Annotated in this window: 9 protein-coding genes; 6 read left to right on the forward strand and 3 right to left on the reverse strand. The window is 38.8% G+C overall.

What is annotated here, in order from left to right; translation table 11 throughout:
• The 5 genes from ACJVDH_RS01870 (at position 1) to ACJVDH_RS01890 (ending at position 7,426) form a co-directional block, all read left to right on the forward strand.
• Positions 1-2,406, forward strand: a complete 2,406-nt coding sequence (locus ACJVDH_RS01870; RefSeq protein WP_443945879.1) for a 3-hydroxyacyl-CoA dehydrogenase/enoyl-CoA hydratase family protein — start codon at positions 1-3, stop codon at positions 2,404-2,406.
• Positions 2,407-2,539: 133 nt separating this feature from the next.
• The gene (locus tag ACJVDH_RS01875) at positions 2,540-3,715 is read left to right on the forward strand and encodes an acetyl-CoA C-acyltransferase (RefSeq protein ID WP_443945880.1); all 1,176 of its coding nucleotides are present in this window, start codon (positions 2,540-2,542) and stop codon (positions 3,713-3,715) included.
• Positions 3,716-3,981: 266 nt separating this feature from the next.
• Entirely contained in the window at positions 3,982-5,775 is a 1,794-nt protein-coding gene (locus tag ACJVDH_RS01880; protein ID WP_443945881.1) for an acyl-CoA dehydrogenase family protein, read from the forward strand.
• A 100-nt stretch (positions 5,776-5,875) separates the two neighbouring features.
• A complete protein-coding gene (locus tag ACJVDH_RS01885; protein WP_443945882.1) occupies positions 5,876-6,352 on the forward strand; it encodes an FKBP-type peptidyl-prolyl cis-trans isomerase in 477 nt (158 codons plus the stop codon).
• 180 nt (positions 6,353-6,532) lie between these two features.
• Positions 6,533-7,426 carry an FKBP-type peptidyl-prolyl cis-trans isomerase gene (locus tag ACJVDH_RS01890; RefSeq protein ID WP_443945883.1) on the forward strand — a complete coding sequence of 298 codons (894 nt, stop codon included), beginning with the start codon at positions 6,533-6,535 and terminating at the stop codon, positions 7,424-7,426.
• On the opposite strand, the gene ACJVDH_RS01895 is transcribed toward ACJVDH_RS01890, so the two are convergent.
• Genes ACJVDH_RS01895 through ACJVDH_RS01905 form a run of 3 tightly spaced genes read right to left on the reverse strand, consistent with a single transcriptional unit; the run spans position 7,423 to position 11,315 of the window.
• Complete coding sequence (locus ACJVDH_RS01895) at positions 7,423-8,721, reverse strand: cryptochrome/photolyase family protein (protein ID WP_443945884.1); 1,299 nt, start codon at positions 8,719-8,721, stop codon at positions 7,423-7,425. The genes ACJVDH_RS01890 and ACJVDH_RS01895 overlap by 4 nt on opposite strands.
• A gap of 33 nt (positions 8,722-8,754) precedes the next feature.
• Positions 8,755-9,660, reverse strand: coding sequence for a TIGR01777 family oxidoreductase (locus ACJVDH_RS01900; RefSeq protein WP_443945885.1), 906 nt, complete (start codon positions 9,658-9,660; stop codon positions 8,755-8,757).
• A 38-nt stretch (positions 9,661-9,698) separates the two neighbouring features.
• Positions 9,699-11,315 (reverse strand): DUF4139 domain-containing protein, encoded by a 1,617-nt coding sequence (locus ACJVDH_RS01905; protein WP_443945886.1) that lies wholly within the window; start codon positions 11,313-11,315, stop codon positions 9,699-9,701.
• 181 nt (positions 11,316-11,496) lie between these two features.
• On the opposite strand from ACJVDH_RS01905, the gene ACJVDH_RS01910 reads away from it, so the two are divergent.
• Positions 11,497-12,771, forward strand: a complete 1,275-nt coding sequence (locus tag ACJVDH_RS01910; RefSeq protein ID WP_443945887.1) for a DASH family cryptochrome — start codon at positions 11,497-11,499, stop codon at positions 12,769-12,771.
• Positions 12,772-12,798 lie beyond the last annotated feature (27 nt).

Below are 12,798 nucleotides of genomic sequence, written 5' to 3' on the forward strand. Positions count from 1 at the left end.
ATGAAACGAAGCATTAATAAAGTTGCTGTTTTGGGTTCGGGAATTATGGGTTCGCGTATTGCATGTCACTTCGCCAATATTGGTGTAGAGGTCTTGCTTTTAGATATTGCGCCCAAAGAACTCGCACCCGATGAACAGGCAAAAGGATTGTCGTTAGATCATCCATCGGTAAAAAACCGTATTGTTAACACCGCTTTGCAAACCGCCATTAAGAGTAATCCTTCGCCGGTATATTCTAAAAAGGTTGTGAATAAAATTAAAACCGGAAACTTCGATGATGATATGTCGAAAATTTCTGGATTTGATTGGGTAATAGAAGTGGTTGTTGAAAATCTGGACGTTAAGAAGACTGTTTTTGAACAGGTAGAACAATTTAGAAAACCTGGAACACTTATTACATCAAATACATCAGGTATTCCGATTCATTTGATGGCCGAAGGCCGGAGCGAAGACTTTAAAGCACATTTCTGTGGGACGCACTTTTTTAATCCACCTCGTTATTTAAAGTTACTGGAGATTATTCCAACGCCGCATACACAACCAGAAATTGTTGATTTTCTAATGCATTACGGTGATAAATTTTTAGGTAAAACCACCGTTTTATGTAAAGATACTCCAGCGTTTATTGCAAACCGCGTAGGGGTTTATTCGATGATGGCGCTCCTTCATCTGGTTGAAAAACTGGATCTGACTGTAGAAGAAGTAGATAAATTTACTGGCCCAGCTTTAGGTAGGCCAAAATCTGCAACTTTCAGAACATCAGATGTTGTCGGCTTGGATACCATGATTAAAGTTGCCAAAGGTTTGTACGACAACTGTCCGGATGATAAAGCACACGATTTGTTTCAACTTCCGGATTACGTTCAGAAAATGGAAGCCAATAAATGGCTTGGCGATAAAACAAAACAAGGTTTTTACAAGAAAACCAAAACACCAGAAGGAAAAACAGAAATTCTGGCTTTGGATTTAAAAACGCTGGAATACAAGCCTCAGCAAAAAGTTAAATCTGCAACTCTAGAACAAACTAAACCTATTGAAAATCTTCGCGAAAGAATGAAGGTTTTTGCGAAGGGAAAAGATAAAGCCGGAGAATTGTTTCGCCATTCTTCTTTCGGATTATTTGAATATGTATCAGATCGGATTCCGGAAATTTCTGATGAATTGTATCGGATAGATGATGCACTTCGTGCTGGTTTTGGTTGGGAACTTGGGCCATTTGAACTTTGGGATGCAGTTGGTGTTGCAGAAGCAATAGAAGGAATGGTGAAATATGGCAATAAAGCCGCAGACTGGGTTCTGGAAATGCTTGCTGCCGGCAACACTTCATTCTATAAAGTAGAAGATGGCGTTAAGAAATATTACGATATTCCTTCAAAATCATACAAGGCACTTCCCGGAACAGATGAATTTATCATTCTGGATAACATTCGCGAAAACAAAACCCTTTGGAAAAATTCTGGTGTATCTATCATTGATCTTGGTGATGGTATACTTAATGTTGAGTTTCACACCAAAATGAATACCATTGGCGGTGATGTTATTTCGGGGATTAACAAAGCGATAGATATGGCCGAAAAAGATTACCGTGGATTGGTAATCGGAAACGATGGTGCAAATTTTTCTGCCGGTGCCAATGTCGGGATGATTTTTATGATGGCGGTAGAACAAGAATGGGATGAGTTGAATATGGCTATTCGCATGTTCCAAAACACATCAATGCGTATTCGCTATTCTTCTATTCCAGTAGTTGTTGCACCGCATAACCTAACACTAGGTGGCGGCTGCGAGTTTAGTTTACATGCAGATCACGTTCAGCTTTCGGCAGAAACCTACATGGGATTGGTTGAGTTTGGTGTGGGCGTAATTCCGGGTGGCGGCGGAACAAAGGAATTTGCTTTGCGTGCTTCGGATGAATTTAAAGATGATCAGATTGTACAGAACGCACTCAAAGAACGGTTTCTGACAATCGGAATGGCGAAAGTTTCCACCTCTGGATACGAAGCTTTTGAATTGGGTTATCTCCAAAAAGATAAATTTTCTATTTCAATGAATCGCAATCGTTTATTGGCTGATGCCAAAGCGAAAGCAATCGAATTGGCTGATGCGGGTTACACTAAGCCTGTTCAACGTACAGATATTAAAGTATTGGGAAAACAAGGTCTGGGAATTGTTTATGCAGGTGCAAATAGCATGTACGCAGGTCATTTCATTTCAGAGCACGATAAGAAAATTTCTGAAAAATTGGGTTATGTGATGTGCGGCGGTGATTTGTCTTACCCAACAGAAGTAAGTGAGCAATATCTGCTTGATCTGGAGAGAGAAGCTTTCTTGTCATTAGCCGGAGAACGGAAATCTTTAGAACGGATTCAATCAATCATCACCAAAGGAAAACCTTTGAGGAATTAACGTAATCGTCATTTCAAGGTAGCAAGCATCTTACATAAGCGCTTACACTGAGAGATGCTGAAAAAAATCAGCATGACGATGCGAAAGTTTAAAACGATAATATTGGCCTTAGGCCTTAAGAAATCTTAAAACAATGGAAGCATACATTATAGCCGGATACCGTACTGCAGTTGGCAAAGCGCCACGCGGTGTATTCCGTTTTACTAGAGCTGATGATTTAGCTGCAGAAGTGATTAGAGCATTGGTGGCATCGGTTCCGAATTTAGATAAAGAACAGATTGATGATGTTATTGTAGGCAATGCCACACCAGAAGCAGAACAGGGTTTAAACATTGCCCGGATGATTTCATTAATGGGCTTGGATACAGACAAAGTTCCGGGTGTTACGGTAAATCGTTACTGCGCATCTGGTTTGGATACTATTGCTACAGCAGTTGCAAAAATAAAAGCCGGAATGGCAGATTGTATTATCGCTGGCGGTGTTGAAGTGATGAGCGGAATGCCTTTTGGCGGATGGAAACTGGTGCCAAATGCCGAAGTGGCGAAAAACAATCCGGATTGGTATTGGGGAATGGGTTTAACCGCAGAAGCAGTAGCTAAAGAATACAATGTGAGTAGAGAAGATCAGGATGCTTTTTCATTAAAATCGCACGAAAAAGCCATTCATGCAATTAAAAACGGTCATTTAAAAGATGGCGTTTTGCCCATTACTGTAAATGAAAACTATCTTGATGCAAACCTGAAAAAGAAAACCCGCTCTTATGTTGTAAATACAGATGAAGGGCCACGTGCTGATACCACGCTTGATAAACTGGCAAAATTAAAACCGGTATTTGATGCTGTTGGAAGTGTTACTGCCGGAAATTCTTCACAAACATCAGACGGTGCAGCCTTTGTTTTGGTGGTTTCTGAAAAGAAAATGAAAGAGCTGAATGCAGAACCTATTGCCAGATTGGTAAGTTATGGGGTTGCCGGCGTACCGCCGCGGATTATGGGAATTGGTCCGATAGAAGCGATTCCAAAAGCTTTAAAACAAGCTGGTTTGAAACAAGATGATATTGACCTGATAGAATTAAATGAGGCTTTCGCTTCACAATCGCTGGCGATTATCAGAACGCTTGATCTAAATCCGGAGATCATCAACGTAAATGGTGGAGCAATAGCATTAGGTCATCCTTTAGGTTGCACAGGCGCGAAACTTTCTGTACAAATGATGAATGAGCTTAAAAGGCAAAATAAAAAATATGGTATGGTTACCATGTGCGTAGGAACAGGCCAGGGCGCAGCCGGGATTTTTGAATTGCTGTAAGTATTCGGCCTATCGTCATTCTGAGGTACGAAGCAATCTATTTTGCTAGAAAGATTGCTTCGTGCCTCGCAATGACGACCGTATTAACCCTCATGCGTTAACCAACCATCACCCTGAATCAATTCAGGATCTTAATTGCAAAACGGCTTCGGCGTAAAAGATGCTGAAATAAATATAGCATGTACGGCAAATTGGGATCTAAAAATAAAAGTATTATGATTTGAATTTGAGCATGTCTCAAATCTCATTTCTCAAATCTTAGAAGAATGGAAACAACTGAAAAAAACACAATTAAAGGCGGCGAATTTTTAATCAAAGAAACCGTTTACCAGGATGTATTTATTCCTGAAGAATTTGACGAAGAACAACAAATGATTGCGCAAACATGCCGTGATTTTCTTGAAGCTGAAGTTTATCCGAATTTAGATAAAATAGACAAACAGGAAGATCCGGAATTAATGCCAACACTTCTAACCAAAGCTGGCGAATTGGGTATTCTTGGTGTTTCTGTACCGGAGGAATATGGAGGTTTTGGAAAAAACTTCAATACCTCAATGCTGGTTGCTGATGTTATAGGTGCTGGCCATTCTTTTGCCGTTGCACTTTCTGCACATACCGGAATCGGAACCTTGCCAATTTTATATTATGGAAATGAAGAACAGAAAGCTAAATATATTCCCAAATTAGGTTCAGGAGAATGGAAAGCCGCGTATTGCCTTACAGAACCAAACTCCGGGTCTGATGCAAATTCTGGAAAAACAAAAGCTAAGCTAAGCGATGATGGAAAACATTACATCATTAACGGGCAAAAAATGTGGATTACAAATGGCGGTTTTGCAGATGTATTTATCGTTTTCGCAAAGATCGATGACGATAAAAACCTAACAGCATTTATTGTAGAAAAAGAATTTGGTGGGATTACCATGAATCCTGAAGAACATAAAATGGGAATCAAGGGATCGTCAACACGGCAAGTTTTCTTCAATGATTGTACAGTTCCTGTAGAAAATATGCTGAGCGATCGTGAAAATGGATTTAAAATCGCGGTTAATATTCTCAATATTGGTCGTATAAAACTATCTGCGGCTGCAATTGGCGCATCAAAAGCAACGTTAAATACCGCGATTAATTATTCTAATGAGCGAATTCAGTTCGATCGTCCAATTTCAAAGTATGGCGCAATCCGGTATAAAATTGCCGAAATGGCCTCTAAAATTTACGCAGTAGATGCTGCAAATTATCGCGCCGGACAAAACATCGACGATACGTATGACGCTTTAGTGGCCGGCGGAATGGAATCTGGAAAAGCAAGGTTAAAATCTGTTGAGCAATTTGCAGTTGAATGTGCAATTTTGAAAGTCTGGGGTTCAGAAGTATTGGATTATACAGTTGATGAAGGTGTGCAAATTTACGGCGGGATGGGATTTAGTGCAGATGCACCAATGGATCGTGCATACAGAGATGCCAGAATTAACCGGATTTTTGAAGGAACAAACGAAATTAACCGTTTGCTAACAGTAGATATGATGCTAAAACGCGCCATGAAAGGCGAATTGGATCTGATGACTCCTGCAACAGCTGTTGCGGCGGAGTTAATGAGTATTCCGGATTTTGGCGAAGAAGACACTACATTATTTGTTGCCGAGAAAAAAGTGCTCGCGAACTTAAAAAAAGCAACTTTGATGGTTGCTGGCGCTGCGGTTCAGAAACTGATGATGACATTAAGTAAAGAGCAGGAAATTCTGATGAACATCGCCGATATGGCCGGTTATGTTTATGTACTTGAATCTGCCTTATTGAGAACGGAGAAATTGGTCAGTCTAAAAGGAGAAGAAGCTACGGCAACGCAACTTGATTTGTTAAGGATTTATTTGGTTGAGACTGTAGACGCCGTTAACAAAGCTGGTAAAGAAGCACTTTGGGCTTTCGCAGATGGCGATGAACAACGGATGATGCTGGTTGGATTACGTAGGTTTACTAAAGTTGAACCTTTTAACGTTAAAGATGCCAGACAACGCGTTGCTCAAAAGCTAATCGAAGCAAATAAATTTATTTTTTAAAATTCAGTAGAATTTTGTTGTAAAAACAACCTGATTTTACATAGCTAAAGGTTTAAAGAGGCGAAAATTTAATTTCGTTACTTTAAACCTTTTCTATTTGGTGAAAAGTAAAGAAAAAGTATTTTTGGGGATGACTAATTTCAAATATCTATCCGCCATTTTATTATTCGTCACTATTTTTTCTTCATGTAAAAAAGACAGCGACCCCGAAAAAGAAATTACTGATTTTATTGCCAACAATAATATCAACGCAGTTAAAGACAATTCGGGATTGTATTATCAGATTGTTAATCCTGGATCAGGAAACTTTACTTATCCTGCAAATACGAAAATCACCATTACTTATGAAGGCCGGTTATTGAACGGTAATGTATTTGATAATGGAGGAGGGAAATCGCAGACATTTAACCTGGCCGATTTGATCGAAGGTTGGAGAATTGGAATACCGAAAATCCAGAAAGGCGGTGAGATCAGATTAATTGTTCCACCTAACCTTGGTTATGGAAGTAGAGCAATAGGAAGTATTCCGGAAAATTCCGTTCTCGATTTCACAATCAAATTAAGCAATACACAATAAAAAAGAATTTTACTGTCCCAAAACTACGCGTTTTGGGATTTTTGGTTTTTCGCCCTTACACGCTCAAAAAGCATGTGTTAAAATAGGTTAAAAATTGTAGCATCCGTATTAAAAGCTTATTTTTGCGAACTGTGGCGTTGTTTGAAATTGCCATTGTAGACTCAAACACAATAATTTATAATGAAAAACTATACTCTAGCTTTATTTTCACTTCTGATTTCGGCTACTTTATTCAATTCCTGTAAAAAGGAATATGAAACTATTGAAAGTGTAGACGATGGTAAAATACAAGCTTACATCGCGAAGAACAATTTAACGATGACGAAGGATGCGAGCGGTGCTTATTATCAAGTATTAGAACAAGGCACAGGCGATTTATTGGTTAACCGTGATTCTGTACTTTTTACCTATACAATGGTTGGAATGGAAGACGGAGTTACTTACTATACAACACCTTCATATTCTAATTTAGGTACTTATTTCGGTTATCTGGGTTCTTATTACAACGAAGCCTGGGCTTCTGCATTTGCAGGGCAGCGCCATGGCGCAAAAGTGAGAATGCTTATTCCTTCGTATCTGGCTTTTGGAAAAAATGGAAGTACAACCTACAACATTCCATCAAATGCAGTTTTGGATACTTACGTGACTACATATAGCACCAACAAACAGTGGCAAATTGATGATCAGCGAATTCAAACCTATTTAACATCAAAAGGTTTATCCGCAGTAAAAGATGCTTCGAGAATTTACTATATTAATAATACCCCAGGTACAGGTGCAGACGTGATTACTCAATCCAGTACAGTGGTTTATAAATATACTGCTAGATTTTTAGATGGAACTGTATTTGATTCTAGCACTGATGGAACATATTCTACAACGTTAGCAAGCGTTATTGTTGGCTGGCAAAAAATTATACCAAATTACAAAGCCGGAGCAAAGTTTAGAATTTTTATTCCATCAGATTTGGGGTATGGAACTGGCGGTTCTGTAAATTCTACTACAGGCGCTACTGTGGTTCCTGCGAATGCAGTTTTAGATTTTGATATTGAAATTGTAAGCGTTACCAACTAAGCCAACGCTTCTTTAAAAACTTTTAAAACCCTTTCTCTTGCAAAAGTATGCTCAACTATTGGTTGGGCATATTTTTTTGTGCCAAATTCTGGTACCCACTTTTTAATATATTCAAACTTTGGGTCAAATTTTTTGGTCTGTAGTTCGGGGTTAAAAACCCTAAAATATGGAGCAGCATCATTACCAGAACCGGCTGCCCATTGCCATCCGCCCACATTACTGGCCATTTCATAGTCCAATAATTTTTCGGCAAAATATGCTTCCCCCCAACGCCAATCAATCAGTAAATGTTTGCTTAAAAAACTTGCTACCACCATCCTCACACGGTTGTGCATCCATCCGGTTTCATTCAGCTGGCGCATGCCTGCATCTACAATTGGATACCCAGTTTCGCCCTTACACCAGGCCTTAAATTCATCTTCATTATTTCTCCACTTAATTTTATCGTACTGTTTTTTAAATGAATCGAAAGCGGCATAAGGAAAATGCCAGATAATGGTCATGTAAAACTCTCGCCAGGCCAATTCTGAAAGCCAAACCAAACTTTTATTTTCAATGGCATCTGCTGCGGCTTTTCTGACGCTTAATGTTCCAAATCTTAAATGTAAGCCAATGTGTGTGGTGCTGTCTAATGCAGGAAAATCACGTTCTTTAGCATAGTTGTCCAATTTGCTTTTGTAGCTTATTTTCGGAAAATCTACCGCACTGTTTTCGAAATGCATTTCTTTTAAAGTAGGGCAGGGAAGGTGTTTTGTTTGGAAAATATTCTTTATGTATTTTTTTGTTGGATAAGGTTTAAGGTAAAAGTCGTTCAGTTTTGCATGCCATTGTTTGTAAAATGGAGTGAAAACCGTATAAGGAGTTTTATCGGCTTTTAAAATTTCTCCTTTTTCAAAGATCACCTGATCTTTAAATGTTTTGAATGTGATGCGTTCACTACTTAAAAATTCGGACATGGCATCATCGCGCTCTCGTCCGTAAGGTTCATAATCGTGATTGGTAAAAACTGCTTCTACCTGATATTCTTTTAAGATTTCTTGCCAGATTTTTTCGGGTTTTCCATATTTAATTAACACATCTGAGCCTAACTTGCGAAACTTTTCTTTTAGGGTTTGAATTGTTTCGTAAATGAATGTAACCCGTGCATCATCTTTGGGCAATTTATCTAAAATATTCCGATCAAAAATGAAAAGTGGCAAGACTGGATTTTCAGACTTCAAAGCATGGTAAAGACCAGCGTTGTCTTCAATTCTTAAATCGCGGCGGAACCAGAAAATACTAATTTTTTTATCCATTGATTACAATATAAAGCATCGGCTAAAGTACATCTATTTTTTGTAGAGATGCATTAGAGCATCGTCGAGATGTGTAAACTGAAATTTAAAACCTGCATCAAGAATCTTTTGAGCAGAGGTATTATTGCTCATTAAAACAGCCTCAGCACGTTCGCCCAGCAACAGTTCAATTGCCTTTTTTGGAACTTTTACGGGCCAAAACGGCCGATGTAGATGTTTGGCTATAGCTTTGGTTAAACCTTCATTTGTTACCGGGAAAGGTGCACAGGCGTTGTACTCGCCTTCCATTTTAGTATTTTCGATGGCATGAATGTACATCTCTACCATATCATTAAGATGTAGCCAAGGTGTCCACTGTTTGCCGGTGCCCAATGCAGCACCTGCAAATAAGCGCACTGGTTTATCTAGCTGCGGCAAAGCGCCACCATCATTGCTCAACACAATTCCGGTTCTCAGTTTCACTACACGTAAACTTAATTTTTTGGCTTGATCTGCGGCATCTTCCCAAAGCTGACAACAATCGGCAAGAAAGCCGAAACCCTTATTGCTTTCTTCAGTTAAAATTTCATCAACGCAATCGCCATAAAAACCGACGGCAGAAGCGGAAATAAAAGATTTAATCTGGTTTTTTGGATTGGTAGCGATGGCTTTGAGCAAGAGTTCTGTAGATTTTACCCGGCTATCTATAATCTGCTTTTTACGTTCATTTGTCCATTTTTTATCTGCTACGGGCTCACCAGCTAAGTGAATAACCGCATCAACTTCATCTACACAATGTTCATCTATATTCTGTTTATATACATCCCAAGTAAAGGTATTGGGCGCGTTACTTGGAGTCCTGGATAAGACATTTACCAGAAATCCTTTCTCCAGTAAACGCTTTTTAATTGCGGTGCCAACCAAACCGGTGGCACCACTAATCAGAATTTTCTTCGCCATATTTTACAAACACAGAAGGCGGTAAAGGGTTTTAAAATCTACAATCCCGCGAGCGGTTTGTTTTTTGGAGATTTAACCGAATAGCTCAGTTTAATGGTTTTTGTTTCATTTGGTGCCAATTTAATTTGCCAGATTAACATCGCTAATTCTTTGTTAATTTCTGCACCACTGTGATCAAGCAACTCAATTTCGATATCGCTGGCTGTAGATAAAGGATACTGATCTTTCAAAGTTACTTCTATAGCTTCCTTTTTTGTGTTTCTAATTTTTATCAAATAGGTAAAAATCTGTTTTTTATTGGTGCCAATAAACTTAGTACTGCTGAAATCTTCCTGTTTCTCTTTGGTTACAATAATTTTTCTGTCTTTACCCAAACTTAGACTCAATGTATCTGATGTATTTGTCGGATTGATATAAGATTTTCCTGTATAGGTGCCTTCAAAAATGATATTTGCATTTCCGGCTTGCAGGTTTAGCTTTTCCCAATCGGTAACATCTGCAAGCAAATATGCATCTGAGCTTAATTTTGGTGCGATGTAATACTTGTATTTCGCCGGAACAGAATATTCTTTGAAGGCAATGGTATGTGGTTTATTGTCGCTATTGATGTCATATGGAATGTCTATGTCAAAAGTTACGCCCAACTGACTTTCATTTACCGATGTATAATTGTTTACGGTAGATGGTGCCGCAATTTTAGCCTTGGCGCTGGAGTAACCTACAACAACCACTTCATTTAGAGCCTGTGCACTTTCTGAAATTTGTAAACCAGCAACCCGGCCTTGTAACTCATTCCGAACCTTTGGGTTGCTGGAAACAAACCAAGGGTTCAAGGTTGGAACTGAAATGTCATAACTCGGATTTCCTGTAGAAAGGGAAAGTTTGACTTTTTTCCAGTCTAATCCGGTATTTTGCTTAATCGCTGCTTTGTATACAAAAGCCAGCGGCGTAGAAATATTTGCCGCTTTGACATCGTAACTTGCAGTCCAGTTTGCTGCGGACGTAACATAAGAAATATTGTAACTGACATCTGTTTTTTCTTTAGACATGAGTTGAAGTACCAATTGTCCCAATTGTTGATTTGGATTGTTACGAAGCTCTGCAATCTGATTGTTTAGCCCAGCCAGCTTCAGGTTTTGTTTTTCTTCAGTTTCTGTAAGTGAAGCAATCGCGTTGCGTACTTCTACATTCTTTGTTCGGTAATAATCAGTCAATTTGGCCAGTTCTACAACGCTGGTTCCCGTTGTCGTTCCTCCAGATTTTCGGTTTTCATCCAATAAAGCTAAAGTCTGCTCTTCAATTGTTTTTGCATTTTTGGTTTTGATAAGAGCATTTAACACGCGTTTTACACTATCGTTTAACTTTATTATCGCGGGGTTCAAGTCCTCTTTGGTTAAGAAATCGCGGTTAAACTGCACAGCCAGAATGGTTACACCTGCAGAAACGCTCACTTGTATAGAGCTTTCATTTACTTGTCCGGCAATGTTCTCGATAACAACTTCAGAAGTACCGCTTGGTAACGCAACTTTTCCACTGTGTGAAAGTTGAGCGCCGCTATTGTAAACGGTAACCTGTTGTAAACTCGCTTTAGATTTTATTTGCTGCTGTGCAAATAAGGTAAATGGAAAGAGTAATGCGCAAATTAGTGTTTTCATATTATTTTCTTATACTAGATAAATGAATATTCATTTCACAAGTAGATGGAATGTTTCATGCATTTCCATAAATTATTCGCTTTTTTGTTGCCTGTATGTAAAGAAAGAGTGCTGTTTTTGATGCCTTAGAAAAATTAAGATAGATTTGTGTTGGTGTTATTTACGCTTTTTTCCATAAAAGATGTCCAAAAAAATTTTAGTCTGGTTTAGAAATGATCTCCGTTTGCATGACAATGAAATGCTTGTGGAGGCAATTTTGAAATCGGATTCTATTCTTCCGGTTTATATACTTGATCCGCGGATTTTTGGAGATACAAAATATGGAACACTAAAAACCGGTAATATCCGGACCAAATTTATTTTCGAAAGCGTAGAATCTTTGCGCAATTCTTTAAAGCAAATTGGCGGGAATTTATTGATCGCCAATGGCCAACCAGAGGAAATTATTCCGGCATTGGTAGAAGAATATGAAATTACCGAAGTTTACCACCATCGCGAAGTAGCGAAAGAAGAAACTCATATCTCTTCGCTGGTCGAAAATGCATTGTGGAAACTCCGCATTAATCTAAAACATTTTATAGGTCATACCTTATATAATAAGGAAGATTTACCTTTTCCGATTAAAGATATTCCTGATGCCTTTAATCAATTCAAGAAAAAAATAGAGCGCGATTCTATTATTAAACCTTGCTTTGCCGCACCCGATCGGGTAAATGTAGCAGAGGTAATTGACTGGGGCAACCTTATTTCTCTCGAAGATTTTGGTTTAGAACACCCGGAGCAGGATAAACGCTCGGATTTTGAATTTTTTGGGGGCGAAGCGGAAGGTTTAGCGCATTTGCAAAAAGTAATTGCAGCCATGCAACAAGCGGCCACAACTAAAAATTTAATTCTGGCATCCAAGCTTTCTGCGTGGCTGGCAATGGGTAGCTTATCACCCAGAAAAGTATACTGGGAAATCAAAAAGATGGAATCTACTCCAAATGCGAAAGCCATGTACAACCATGTATTGCTGGGTTTATTGTGGAGAGATTACTTCCGTTTTATGTTTAAAAAATATGGAAATATTTTTTTCGATCCCGATGGTTTCGGAAGCCAGGGAATAGTAGATGTAGCGCACCAGGACGAAAACTTCGCGAAGTGGAAAAATGCCCAAACTGGTTTTGCCGTTGTTGATGCAGTGATGAATGAGCTGAATCAAACCGGTTACATTTCTAATATTGCCAGACAAACTGCGGCTTTATATCTGATTAACAATCTGGAAGTAAGTTGGGTTTTTGGCGCCGCATATTTTGAAGAGAAATTAATAGATTACAATCCCGCAAGCAATTGGGGCAACTGGGCAAATGTTGCAGGAGTTGGAAATGATCAAAAATCAAAAAGTGTTTTTGATCTGGATAAAAATATTAAAAATTTAGATCCGAAAGGCAACTATGCAACAACCTGGGCATCATAATTGTGAGGATTGCTGTGTGAATAAATT

The sequence above is a fragment of the Pedobacter terrestris genome, from assembly GCF_052343045.1.
In the GTDB taxonomy this organism is placed as follows: domain Bacteria; phylum Bacteroidota; class Bacteroidia; order Sphingobacteriales; family Sphingobacteriaceae; genus Pedobacter.

Bases quoted from the DNA above. Each gene is read 5' to 3' on its own strand.
- ACJVDH_RS01875 (WP_443945880.1), top strand. From the start codon at position 2,540: ATGGAAGCATACATTATAGCCGGATACCGTACTGCAGTTGGCAAAGCG.
- ACJVDH_RS01895 (WP_443945884.1), bottom strand. From the start codon at position 8,721: ATGGATAAAAAAATTAGTATTTTCTGGTTCCGCCGCGATTTAAGAATT.
- ACJVDH_RS01880 (WP_443945881.1), top strand. From the start codon at position 3,982: ATGGAAACAACTGAAAAAAACACAATTAAAGGCGGCGAATTTTTAATC.
- ACJVDH_RS01870 (WP_443945879.1), top strand. From the start codon at position 1: ATGAAACGAAGCATTAATAAAGTTGCTGTTTTGGGTTCGGGAATTATG.
- ACJVDH_RS01910 (WP_443945887.1), top strand. From the start codon at position 11,497: ATGTCCAAAAAAATTTTAGTCTGGTTTAGAAATGATCTCCGTTTGCAT.
- ACJVDH_RS01890 (WP_443945883.1), top strand. From the start codon at position 6,533: ATGAAAAACTATACTCTAGCTTTATTTTCACTTCTGATTTCGGCTACT.
- ACJVDH_RS01905 (WP_443945886.1), bottom strand. From the start codon at position 11,315: ATGAAAACACTAATTTGCGCATTACTCTTTCCATTTACCTTATTTGCA.
- ACJVDH_RS01900 (WP_443945885.1), bottom strand. From the start codon at position 9,660: ATGGCGAAGAAAATTCTGATTAGTGGTGCCACCGGTTTGGTTGGCACC.